This is a genomic window from Arthrobacter sp. SDR-2R (assembly GCF_057747955.1).
Window position 1 is genome coordinate 3,640,109 of record NZ_CM173231.1, and the last position, 11,520, is coordinate 3,651,628.

An 11,520-nucleotide genomic window follows, 5' to 3' on the forward strand; every position below is an offset into this window, starting at 1 on the left:
CTGAATCAGTCCAGGCTGATGGGCCCGAACTCGTCCAGCAGGTCGCCCGGGCCGGGGTTGCCCGGCGCGGAGGACCCGCCCAGGTGCTTCACCACGCCCCACACCGCGTTCAGCCCCGTGGTGACGGCGCCTTCCGCCCAGCCGGCGGTGAAGGAGACGTCGTCGCCGGCCAGGAAGATGCCGCGCTGGGACTCCGGCAGTTTGTCCTGCTTGAAGTGGGTGAACAGCCTCTGCTGGTAGCGGTAGTGGCCGGGGAGGTTGGCTTTGAAGGCACCCATGAAGTTGGGGTCCGCCTCCCAGGACACGGTGATGGGCTGGCCCACGATGTGCCCTGCGATGTCCACTCCGGGGTAGATCTGTTCGAGCGAGTGCAGCATCAGTTCCACGCGTTCGTCGGCGTCAAGGGCCAGCCACTTCAGCGCGTCGTCGTTCCAGGTGTAGGAGAGCAGGATGACGGCGGGCTGGTCCGGGCCGTTGTCCAGCAGGTAGGTGGCGCGGTTCAGCCTGTCGGTCAGCGTCATGGACAGGACCTCGTTGCCGGTGTCCGGGTCGATGTCCTTCCAGAACGGCCGGTCCACCATGACGAACGTCTTGGAGGACTGCATGTAGTGCGAGCGCTCCATCGCGGTCCACAGCTCGGCCGGGAACAAGGCCTCCTCCGTGTGGATCCGGGTGGACAGCAGCCAGGACTGGCAGGTGGTCACCACCGCCGGGTAGCTGGCCTCGCGGCCCCAGCGTTCACGGATCCGCAGGTTCCCGTCCGGGTCGCGGCTGATCCTTCCCACGGCACCGCGGGGCGATCCGGAGTGCAGCGAGGAAAGGGAGGTGCCGGCGGGCCAGTGCACCATGTCCGACGGCGCGTGCTGCCAGAGTGCCTCGGGCAGGCGCTGTGCTCCCCCGCGGATCAGCCGGTGCTGGTCGTCCGCGTCGGTGTAGACCACGCGAAGGATTTCAAGTATGGAGTTGGGGAAGTCGGTGTCCCAGCCGCCGGTGCCGAACCCCACCTGGCCAAAGGCCTCCCGGTGGGCGAAGCCTGCCTTCTTGAAGGACTCGCTGGCTGCGATGAAGCCGTAGAAGGTCTGCTCGTCCATGAGCGGCAGCAGTTCGTTCCAGAGGTCCTTGATGCGGGCCATGTCCCGGGCCCGGATGGCGTCCTGCATTTCGACGAACTTGGCGCCGTCATTGACCGCGGCCTTCCAGGCGTCGGCCACCTCGCGGAAGAACGGCGGAAGGTCGCCCGGCTTCTCCGCATAGTGCTTCTTGCCGGCCAGCTCGATCACGGTGCTGGACGTGGCCTCGGCGAGGGGGTTTGGGAACTCCTGGGTCTCCAGGCCCAGCAGGTCCACGTAATGGTAGAAGGCCTTGCCCGATACCGGGAAGCGCATCCCGCCCAGGTCCGCCACCACTCCGGGCGCTGCGGGGAAGGCGGCGGTGCGGAGCCGCCCGCCGATCTGGTCCGCTTCATAGACCACGGGCCGCAGTCCCAGTTTCATCAGTTCATAGGCGGTCACCAAGCCGGAGAGGCCGGCGCCGATGACGGCAACTTCCGTGCCGTAAAGCTCCGGCGGGACGGAACCCAGGCCATCGGGGTGGGCCAGGTAGTGGTCGTAGCTGAACGGAAAGTCGGGGTTCAGCATGGTGATGGGGGCCGCGTTTCCGGCGATGCCCCGTCCGGCGGCGTCTGCGGGAGCCGCTGAGGTGCTGGAGGGGTCGAAGGCCGGCAGTTCGGTTGCGGTTGTCATGATAGTTCTGCTTTCACAGGTTCCTGGCGTGGGGCCTTGGCGGTCAGTTCACGGTAGTCGAGCTCACTGAGAGCCGCTACCTTCGAGTTCCGGCGTCCATAGCCGAAGTAGATGGCGATCCCCACCAGCATCCAGGCACCAAAGACAACCCAGGTATCGGCTCCAAGGTTGGCCATCAGGTAGGCGCACATCAGCGTGCCCAGCACGGGAGTCAAGGGATACAGCGGCACCCGGAAGCTTCGCTTGAGGTCCGGCCGGTTGCGCCGCAGGTAGATGACGGCGACATTGACCAGCGCGAAGGCGAACAGGGTTCCGATGCTGGTGGCATCGGCGAGGGCGCCGAGCGGGACCAGGCCCGCGGTGAGTGCGACGGCGGTGCCGACAATCAGGGTTCCCGCGGCCGGGGTGCCGGTCCGGGCGGAGACGCGTCCAAAGACCTCGGGCACCAGGCCGTCCCGGGACATCGAGAGCAGGATGCGGGTTTGGCCATACAGGACCGTGAGCACGATGCTGGCGATCGCAAGGACAGCGCCGACCGAAAAGACCAAGGCGATCCACGGCTGGTTGGTGGTCTCCTCCAGGATCTGGACCAGGGCGGCTTCGGTGCCGTCGAACCAGCCCCAGGGCCGGGCACCGATGGCGGCGACGGCCACGAGGACGTAGATGCTGGTGACGATCACCATGGACAGCAGGATGGCGCGGGGAAGATCGCGTTTGGGGTTCCTGGCCTCTTCGCCCGCAGTGGATGCCGCGTCGAAACCGATGTAGGAAAAGAACACCCGGGAAGCGGCCGCGGACACACCTGCGGCACCCATGGGAAGGAGCGGTTCGAAGTTGCCGGCGTTGAAGGCAGTAAAGGCAACAGCGCAGAAGAACAGCAGGATGCCGATCTTGATGATGACGACGGCGGTGTTGATCCAGGCGCTTTCACGGGCGCCGCGGACCAGCAGGACCATGGCCAGCACCACGATGGCCACCGCTGGGATGTTCACCAGTCCGCCGTCCCCGGGCGGCTGCGACATGGCATCGGGCAGCACCTGGCCGAACGCTGCCAGCGCCTCGTTGACGTACTGCCCTGCCCCCACAGCTACGGCAGCGACGGAGACGGCGTATTCAAGGACAAGGCACCACCCGCAGATCCAGGCCATCCCCTCGCCCATGGTGGCGTAGGAGTAGGAGTAGCTGGAGCCCGCGACGGGGACCAGGCCTGCCATTTCGGCGTAGGACACCGCGGAGAGCAGCGCGGCCAGGCCGGCGATGACGAAAGAGATCCAGATGGCCGGGCCTGCCAACGGAACCGACTCGCCAAGGATCACCAGGATGCCGGTCCCCAGGGTGGCGCCCACGCTGATCATGGTCAGGTGGAGGATGCCGAAACTGCGAACCAGTCCAGTGCCGTCCTGGCCTGTTCCGGCCTCGCTTACCATCTGGCCGATCGGTTTACGGCGCAGCAGCTGTGTCCGGAGGCTGGGCCGCACGCCGCTTGGCACAAGAGTTTGTTCGGTGGTCACAGGCACAGTCACCGTTGACGTCCCTTCAGAGTAGTTGTCGGTTTCCCCTTCCCAAGGTTGGCATGTGAGCCAACTCTCAGCGCGGTGCAAAATGACTTATAGTGATCCATCATGAGACTTAATGCACATGATGTCGGCTGAGCCGGCCACGTCAGGACGGCTGAGCTTCGTCACCCTCCAGCAGTTCCTCGACCAGCTGCCGCCGCTGTTGACAATGCTTCACGACGGCGGCAGCGGCGGCCGGCTGCTGCGGTGGGTTGAGCCCAGTGAGCTGGAGGACCCCACGCCCTACCTTCCGGAGGGGGAATTCCTGCTCACCGCCGGCCTCCCCTTCCTTGGTGACGGGGGATCACCCGCCAGCGTGGACGCCTATGTCCGCCGGCTGGTGGAGGCCAAGGTGGCGGCCCTGGGCTTCGGGATCAGGCCGTACTTCGACGCCGTCCCGGAGGTGGTCCTCGACGCGTGCCGGCGGCACAACCTCACCTTGTTCGAGGTGCCCGAGTCGCTTCCCTTCGCGGCGATCGGCCTGCAGTTTTCCCAGCTCCTGGAAACCGACAACGCCAGGGTCTTCCGGCAGCTGGCAGAGACCAACCGGCAGCTCATGCGCGCCGTCCTCTCCCCCAAACCGGAGCACGAACTGCTGGCTGCGCTGGTCCAGCGCGTGCCCGTGTGGGCCGTGATGGTGGGAGCGGACGGCCGGGTCCGGGCCCGGGGCACCAGCGCCGGCGGCAGCACCGCCGTCGAACTTTCCCTGCTGGAACCCATGCTGGAACGGCTGCTGTCCGGCCGTGGCCCCCGGGTGGAAATGGACGGCTTTGACCAGCCCGGCTCGGCGCTGGTGGTGGGCCATCCGCTGCGGAGCACCAGGGACGCCAACCTCGGTGCCCTGATCCTGGGCTCGGACGATCCGCTGACCCCCGCCCAGAACAACGTGGTCCAGTCCGCCGTCGGACTGCTGGAGCTGCTGGTCCGGCAGCGAACCAGTGGCTCGCTCGCCCCCAGCCAGCTGGCCACCGCCGTCCTGCTGCACCCCGAGAGCCTCACCACCGGCGGGAGCAAGCACGTCAACGGGCTCAAGGACCTGCTGGCGCAGAGCCTGTCTTCCACCCGGTCCGCGCCCATCCGCGTGCTTCAAGGCGTCAAGGTGGATGCCCCGGAGTGGCCGGCGGGAGACAGCCCCGTCAGGGAACTGCTGCAGTGGCGGCGCATGTTCGACACCAAGCTGGTGGAGATCACCGACTACGGGTTCGCCGCGCTGACCCGGCTCAAGGTGGACGACGCGCTGCTTGCCGACGTCGAGAGGCTCGGCTGGCGCCTGGTGATCGGCGAACCCACCGAGCTGACCAGCCTTCCCGCCGCGTACCAACGGGCCACGTCCCTGCGCAGCCGGGTCCAGCGAAGTGGACAGAGCCTGCGGGCCGACGAGGTGTCCTGGTCGGTCACGGGCCTGCTGGGCCGTGAGGCCGGAACCTTGCTGGCCGAGCGGCTCCTGCATCCTGTCCTGGCGCTCGAACCGGACCGGCGCGATCCGCTGCTGGCCGTCCTGCGTGGCTGGCTTGGCGAAAACGGCAGCTGGGATGGTTCCGCCAAGCTGCTGGGGCTGCACCGCAACAGCGTGCGGCGGCAGATCGGCGTCATTGCCGACCTGCTGGGGATGGACCTCAACCAGGCGCAGGTGCGGGCTGAGCTCTGGATTGCGCTGCAGTACACCGAAGGGCTGACCGGCGGGGCGGCGGGAAACGGCGCCTGAAGGCGGTCATCCGCCCTGCTGGCCTGCTTCCCGCGCCAGGCCGGCCTCCCACTCCCGGTAAAGCTCCGGCCGGCGTTCCCGCAGGTACGGCACCTCGTCCCTGGCTGCGCGCACCGCATCAGGGCCTATCTCCGCGAAAAGCACTGCAGGGGTGTCCGCTGCTTCGGCGAGGAGCCTGCCGTCGGGTCCCGCCACCACGCTTCCGCCGCCGAAAGTGTAGGCGTCCTCGACCCCACAGTGGTTGGCATAGGCAACATGAAGTTGGCTTTCCAGCGCCCGCGCCCGGATGAGTACCCGGGGCACGGCGTCGTAACCGGCCGACAGGGCAGTGGGGACCAGGAGCAGTTCCGCGCCGCGGGCCGCCGCTGCCCGGGCGGCCTCGGGGAACTCGATGTCGTAGCAGATCAGCAGGGAGGTGCGGACACCCTCGAAATCCACGACGGCGGGAGGTTGCGCGGCTGCCACGAACGCCTTGCGTTCCTCATTGCCGAACAGATGCACCTTGGCATACCTGAGGAGTTCGGTGCCCGTGGCATCAACCAGGGTCGCTGTAATGTGCCACGCGGGGCTGCCGGCGACCCCAGCGCCCGCACCGTCCCCAGCCGCTTCGGCGGGCAGGCTGTAGACAAGGGCAATCCTGTTACGGCGGGCGATATCAGCCAGCCGTTCGCGGATAGCGGGAAGGGTTGCCGGGTCCAGGTCGCCGCGCACCCGCAGCGGGGCGTAGCCCACGGGGAAAAGCTCCGGCGTCAGGAGCAGGTGGGCACCGGCACGGGCAGCCCGGGTGGCGGCGTCGTCGATGGTCCGAAGATTGGCCTCGACGTCCAGGACCACGGCGTTCGCCTGCAGGACGGACAGCAGCATCGTTACCACCTTCTGTATCCCCGTCCATCTGAAATGGCTGGGCCCGACTGATCTCTCGTTCCAGCCTAACCAGCCGCCAGCGGAGGATTGTGGGTCGTTTGGACCCGGGCGCGCGCGCGCCGGGACGGAATGCACAGATGCCGCGGAGGGTACTCATGACGGCCGATTTCCTGCATGCCCGTACAGGCCATGCGTTAACTTCTTGACTACAAGAGCAGCGATAGGGCAATCTTCTTAGCATGTCCGCAACCACGCGCTCAACGAGGAGCAAGCCCAAGAATCCGGGGTCCCAGTCCGCCCTGCGGCAACTGAACCAGCAGCGGATTATTGAGGCACTCATGGGCGGCCCGTCCACGCAGGCGGAGCTCGCCCGGCAGACGGGGCTCTCCACCGCCACCGTCTCGAACATCGTCAAAATCATGCTTGACTCCGGCCTGGCATCCACAGAGCCGATAACCAGTTCAGGGCGCCGGGCGCTGAATGTGCGACTGAACAGCAACGGCGCCGTGGCGGTCGGCATCGACTTCGGCCGGCGGCACCTGCGGGTGGTCCTGGCCTCGCTCAGCTACCACGTCATCGCTGAAGAATCAGTGCTGCTCCCGCTGGGCCACCAGGCGGATGAGGGCATCCATGCAGCGGTGGAACTACTGGAGAAACTACTCCGGGAAAGCGGGGTGGAACGCACCTCCGTGGTGGGCGCCGGCGTCGGTATTCCGGGCCCCATTGACCGGCGGACCGGGACCGTGGCCCAAGGGGCCATCCTTCCCGAATGGGTGGGCATCAACATCCTTCAGCACCTGGAGGAAACGTTGAGAATCCCCGTATTCGTTGACAACGACGCCAATCTGGGCGCATGGTCCGAGGTGACCTGGGGGCAGCACTCCGGCGTCAGCAACCTGATGTTCCTGAAGATCGGTTCCGGCATCGGCGCCGGCTTGATCCTCAACGGTTCGCCGTACTACGGCAACGTTGGAATCACCGGCGAAATAGGCCATGCCACCATCCACGAACAGGGCCTGGTGTGCCGCTGCGGCAACCGTGGATGCCTCGAAACCATAGCATCCACCACCACCATGATTGAGCTCCTCAGCCGGGGCGAGGACCGGCCATTGACGCCGGCGGATATTGTCCGCAAGGCCCTGAACAGGGACTCCGCCACCCTGCGTGTGGTGGACGATGCGGGACTGGCGGTGGGCCGGGCGCTGGGCAATGTTGCGAACCTGATCAACCCCGAGGTGATCGTGGTGGGCGGGCCGCTGGCAGGCCTGGGGGACATACTCCTGGACCCAATCCGGAGGGGGCTGATCCGGCATGCGGTGCCGGTCATCGGGGAGACCACCACCCTCACCATGTCCTCCCTGGGTGACCGGGCAGAGGCCCTCGGCGCGGCCGCCCTGGTCTTCCAGCATGCCGGGATCCGCAAGCCGTAGACCACATCGTTACCCAGCAATTGCGTTAAAGACTTGACGACAACAGCTGTGATCCAGTTTACTTTTGGTTCAGACGGCCCTGCGCTTTGCCGGCCGGACAAAGAAGTCATTGCATTGGAGGGTTAGGGTTCATGACGTCCCAGACCACGCATACGGATCCGATCATTCTCGAGATGCGGTCCATCACCAAGGAATTCCCCGGCGTTAAAGCCTTGTCGAACGTGAGCCTCCGGGTTAAGGCCGGCGAGATCCACGCCATCTGCGGCGAAAACGGCGCCGGCAAGTCCACCCTCATGAAGGTCCTGTCCGGCGTTTACCCGTACGGAAGCTACGACGGCGACATCGTCTACCAGGGGCAGGTTCAGCACTTCCGGGACATCAGGGCCAGCGAACACGCCGGCATCGTGATCATCCACCAGGAACTCGCGCTGATCCCCGAGCTGTCCATCATGGAAAACATCTTCCTGGGCAACGAACCCACCAAGCGCGGGGTGATCGACTGGGCTGAAGCCCGGCTGCGGTCCCTGGACCTCCTGGCGCGCGTGGGCCTGCGTGATGACCCCGACACCCCCATCAAGGAAATCGGCGTCGGCAAGCAGCAGCTGGTGGAGATCGCCAAGGCCCTGAATAAGTCCGTGAAGATCCTTATCCTGGACGAGCCGACGGCCGCCCTGAACGAGTCGGACTCACAGCACCTGCTGGACCTGATGCTGGGCCTGAAGGCCAAGGGCATTACCTCAATCATCATTTCCCACAAGCTCAACGAGATCGAGCAGATCGCCGACTCCATCACCATCATCCGTGACGGCCAGTCCATCGAGACCCTTGACGTCAAAGCAGACGGGGTTGACGAGGACCGGATCATCAAGGGCATGGTGGGACGCACCCTCGAGTCCCGGTTCCCGGAGCACACGCCCAAGATTGGGGAAGTGTTTTTCGAGGTCAAGGACTGGACCGTGGGCCACCCGGCCATCCAGGACCGCCTCGTCTGCAAGGGATCCAGCTTCTTTGTCCGCCGGGGCGAAATCGTCGGGTTTGCCGGCCTTATGGGCGCAGGGCGGACCGAACTGGCACGCTCCGTCTTCGGCCGGTCCTACGGCAGGTTCATCAGCGGCCACATCTACAAGGACGGCCGCGAGGTCACCCTCAAGAACGTCCGGCAGGCCATCGATGCCGGGCTGGGCTACGTCACCGAGGACCGGAAGTCCCTGGGCCTGAACCTGCTCGACGACATCAAGACCACCACGGTGGCGGCCAACCTGAGGAAGATCAGCCACAACTACGTGGTGGACCCCAACCAGGAGTTCACGGTTGCTGAGCAGTACCGCAAGTCGCTGCGCACCAAGACGCCGTCCGTGGAGGAAGGCGTGGCCAAGCTTTCCGGCGGCAACCAGCAGAAGGTGGTGCTCGCCAAGTGGATGTTCACCGACCCCGACCTGTTGATCCTGGACGAGCCCACCCGCGGCATCGACGTCGGGGCCAAGTACGAGATTTACGGCATCATCCAGCAGCTGGCCAACCAGGGCAAAGGGGTCATCGTCATCTCCTCGGAGCTCCCCGAACTCCTGGGACTGTCTGACCGCATCTACACGATCTTCGAAGGCGCCATCACGGGCGTCCTGAACAAGGACGAGGCCACTCAGGAAAGCCTGATGAAACTGATGACCTCCGCCGCGCCCCGAAAAGCCGCCTGACCCACTGGCCATTCCAGAACCTTCCGGACACAAGGACTGACACCATGAACGCCCTCAAAAAGCTGTTTGGCGGAAACACCCGCCAATTCGGCATGATCTTCGCCCTGGTGGCCTTGATCATCTTCTTCCAGATCGCCACCAGCGGCCGGACCCTCACCCCCGGCAACGTCATCAACCTCTTCAACGGCAACTCCTACATCCTCATCCTGGCCATCGGCATGGTGCTGGTGATCATTGCAGGACACATCGACCTGTCCGTCGGCTCTGTCGCGGCCTTCGTCGGCGTCACCGTGGCCCTTGCCATCCGTGACTGGGGCATCCCCTGGTACGCAGGGGTCCTGCTGGGTCTGCTGCTGGGCGCGGTGATCGGCGCCTGGCAAGGCTGGTGGACGGCGTACGTCGGAATCCCGGCGTTCATCGTGACGCTGGCCGGCATGCTCCTGTTCCGTGGTTTCAACCAGTTCGTTGGCAAATCCAACACCATCCCGGTCCCCGCCGATTTCCAATACCTTGGCTCCGGCTACCTCCCCGAGGTGGGGCCCAACCTGGGCTACAACAACCTGACCCTGCTGCTTGGCCTTGCCGCCGCCGTCTTCGTGGTTGTCAGCGAGCTGCGGTCCCGCTCCAGGGCCAATGCCCTCGGTGCCGAAGTTCCCGAAATGTGGGTTACGGTCCTGAAGCTGGTCCTCGTCTGCGCCGCCATCCTGTACGCCACGTACCTGTTCGCCACGGGCCGCCCTGGTACTTCCTTCCCCATCCCCGGCCTCATCCTGGCCGTCCTTGTCCTGATCTACGGCTTCATCTCCTCCCGGACGATCATCGGCCGCCACGTCTACGCAGTGGGTGGCAACCGCCATGCGGCAGAGCTGTCCGGCGTCCAGTCCAAGAAGGTCAACTTCCTGGTGATGATGAACATGTCCATCCTGGCCGGCCTGGCCGGCATGATCTTCGTTGGCCGTTCCACTGCATCGGGTCCCTTCGACGGCGTCGGTTGGGAACTTGATGCCATCGCCGCAGTCTTCATCGGCGGCGCGGCCGTTACCGGCGGCGTGGGCACGGTGATTGGGTCCATCATCGGTGGCCTGGTCATGGCCGTCCTGAACAACGGCCTCCAGCTTCTCGGCGTCGGCGCAGACCTGACCCAGATCATCAAGGGCCTGGTGCTCCTGATCGCGGTCGCATTCGATGTTTACAACAAGTCCCAGGGCAAGACGTCGATCATTGGCATGCTGACCAGGAACTTCAACCGCTCCTCCGGCGGCGGCCCCAGCAACCCTCTTCAGCCCGACGAAACCACCTCCACCAAGGAAGCGATCGCCAGGGAAGCCTGAGCTCTGCGACCTGACCTTTTAACACCAAATAGAGAGAGAACCAACAATGCGAATGATTGGTAAAGCAGGAAAGGCCGCGGCAGTCGCTGCCATCGCAGCACTGGCGCTGACGGGTTGTGGACGCTCCGAGTCCGGTGGCGGCTCCAGCGGCAGCGCAGGCGGATTCCCGCAGGACTCGTCCATCGGCGTGGCATTGCCCCAGAAGACCAGTGAAAACTGGGTTCTGGCAGAGAAGCTCTTCAACGACGGCCTCAACGGCGCCGGTTTCAAGGCCGATGTCCAGTTCGCCAACGGCGGCGTTTCGGAGCAGCAGAACCAGATCAGCGCCATGGTCACCAAGGGTGCCAAGGTCATTATCGTGGGCGCCATCGACGGCTCCCAGCTGGGAACCCAGCTCAAGCAGGCCAAGGACAGCGGCGCCACCATCATCGCCTACGACCGCCTGCTGCTGAACACCGAGAACGTCGACTACTACGTGGCCTACGACAACTTCAAGGTCGGTGTCCTCCAGGGCCAGGCCCTGCTCGACGGCATGAAGGCCAAGAAGCCGTCCGGTCCGTACAACATCGAACTGTTTGCCGGTTCCCCTGATGATGCCAACGCCAAGGTGTTCTTCGACGGCGCCATGAGCGTCCTGAAGCCGAAGATCGACGACGGCACCCTCAAGGTCCTGTCCGGCCAGACAGGTTTTGAGCAGGCTGTAACCCAGGGCTGGAAGGCAGAGAACGCCCAGCGCCGTGCCGACACCTTGCTCACGGGCAGCTATGGCAGCGCAACCCTGGATGGCGTGCTCTCCCCCAACGACACCCTGGCCCGCGCCGTCCTGACCTCGGTCAAGGCAGCTGGCAAGCCGATTCCGGTCATCACCGGCCAGGACTCCGAGGTTGAGTCCGTCAAGTCCATCCTGGCGGGCGAGCAGTACTCCACCATCAACAAGGACACCCGCAAGCTCGTTGAGCACGCCATCACCATGGTCAAGGACCTTCAGGCAGGCAAGAAGCCGGAGATCAACGATGACAAGTCCTACAACAACAAGGTCAAGACCGTTCCGGCATACCTGCTGGAGCCGGTCATCGTGACCTCTGCCAACGTCAAGACGGCCTACAAGGACGATCCCGTACTGGGCCCGATCACCAAGTAGCACAGCTTCTAGAACCAGCCGGTACACCCGGGGGCCGGGAAGCCCGGCCCCACCCTG

Annotated in this window: 8 protein-coding genes; 5 read left to right on the forward strand and 3 right to left on the reverse strand. The window is 65.1% G+C overall.

Features of this window, described 5'->3' with window-relative positions; genetic code table 11:
* Window positions 1-5: 5 nt before the first annotated feature.
* Complete coding sequence (locus AC3ANU_RS16760) at window positions 6-1,742, reverse strand: flavin monoamine oxidase family protein (RefSeq protein WP_268002795.1); 1,737 nt, start codon at window positions 1,740-1,742, stop codon at window positions 6-8.
* Window positions 1,739-3,169, reverse strand: a complete 1,431-nt coding sequence (locus AC3ANU_RS16765) for an amino acid permease (protein ID WP_018770235.1) — start codon at window positions 3,167-3,169, stop codon at window positions 1,739-1,741. The genes AC3ANU_RS16760 and AC3ANU_RS16765 overlap by 4 nt, the downstream gene beginning before the upstream one ends.
* A 214-nt stretch (window positions 3,170-3,383) precedes the next feature.
* On the opposite strand from AC3ANU_RS16765, the gene AC3ANU_RS16770 reads away from it, so the two are divergent.
* A complete protein-coding gene (locus AC3ANU_RS16770; RefSeq protein ID WP_134164626.1) occupies window positions 3,384-5,003 on the forward strand; it encodes a PucR family transcriptional regulator in 1,620 nt (539 codons plus the stop codon).
* A gap of 6 nt (window positions 5,004-5,009) precedes the next feature.
* Here the strand turns inward: AC3ANU_RS16770 and AC3ANU_RS16775 are convergent, their stop codons facing one another.
* Window positions 5,010-5,867 carry a nitrilase-related carbon-nitrogen hydrolase gene (locus AC3ANU_RS16775; RefSeq protein ID WP_018770237.1) on the reverse strand — a complete coding sequence of 286 codons (858 nt, stop codon included), beginning with the start codon at window positions 5,865-5,867 and terminating at the stop codon, window positions 5,010-5,012.
* Between the two features lie 239 nt (window positions 5,868-6,106).
* Between AC3ANU_RS16775 and AC3ANU_RS16780 the strand changes: the two genes are divergently transcribed.
* The 4 genes from AC3ANU_RS16780 to AC3ANU_RS16795 all read left to right on the forward strand — a co-directional run bounded on the left by AC3ANU_RS16780 (window position 6,107) and on the right by AC3ANU_RS16795 (window position 11,463).
* The gene (locus AC3ANU_RS16780) at window positions 6,107-7,297 is read left to right on the forward strand and encodes an ROK family transcriptional regulator (protein ID WP_018770238.1); all 1,191 of its coding nucleotides are present in this window, start codon (window positions 6,107-6,109) and stop codon (window positions 7,295-7,297) included.
* Between the two features lie 131 nt (window positions 7,298-7,428).
* Window positions 7,429-8,991, forward strand: coding sequence for a multiple monosaccharide ABC transporter ATP-binding protein (mmsA, locus tag AC3ANU_RS16785; RefSeq protein WP_018770239.1), 1,563 nt, complete (start codon window positions 7,429-7,431; stop codon window positions 8,989-8,991).
* 44 nt (window positions 8,992-9,035) lie between these two features.
* Window positions 9,036-10,322, forward strand: coding sequence for a multiple monosaccharide ABC transporter permease (gene mmsB, locus AC3ANU_RS16790; protein WP_018770240.1), 1,287 nt, complete (start codon window positions 9,036-9,038; stop codon window positions 10,320-10,322).
* A gap of 46 nt (window positions 10,323-10,368) precedes the next feature.
* Entirely contained in the window at window positions 10,369-11,463 is a 1,095-nt protein-coding gene (locus AC3ANU_RS16795; protein ID WP_026265927.1) for a substrate-binding domain-containing protein, read from the forward strand.
* The last annotated feature ends 57 nt before the right edge of the window (window positions 11,464-11,520 follow it).

Excerpts from the sequence above, each read along its gene's own strand:
- AC3ANU_RS16760 (WP_268002795.1), bottom strand. The coding sequence starts at position 1,742 with ATGACAACCGCAACCGAACTGCCGGCCTTCGACCCCTCCAGCACCTCA.
- AC3ANU_RS16765 (WP_018770235.1), bottom strand. The coding sequence starts at position 3,169 with ATGGTAAGCGAGGCCGGAACAGGCCAGGACGGCACTGGACTGGTTCGC.
- AC3ANU_RS16770 (WP_134164626.1), top strand. The coding sequence starts at position 3,384 with ATGTCGGCTGAGCCGGCCACGTCAGGACGGCTGAGCTTCGTCACCCTC.
- AC3ANU_RS16775 (WP_018770237.1), bottom strand. The coding sequence starts at position 5,867 with ATGCTGCTGTCCGTCCTGCAGGCGAACGCCGTGGTCCTGGACGTCGAG.
- AC3ANU_RS16780 (WP_018770238.1), top strand. The coding sequence starts at position 6,107 with ATGTCCGCAACCACGCGCTCAACGAGGAGCAAGCCCAAGAATCCGGGG.
- mmsA (WP_018770239.1), top strand. The coding sequence starts at position 7,429 with ATGACGTCCCAGACCACGCATACGGATCCGATCATTCTCGAGATGCGG.
- mmsB (WP_018770240.1), top strand. The coding sequence starts at position 9,036 with ATGAACGCCCTCAAAAAGCTGTTTGGCGGAAACACCCGCCAATTCGGC.
- AC3ANU_RS16795 (WP_026265927.1), top strand. The coding sequence starts at position 10,369 with ATGCGAATGATTGGTAAAGCAGGAAAGGCCGCGGCAGTCGCTGCCATC.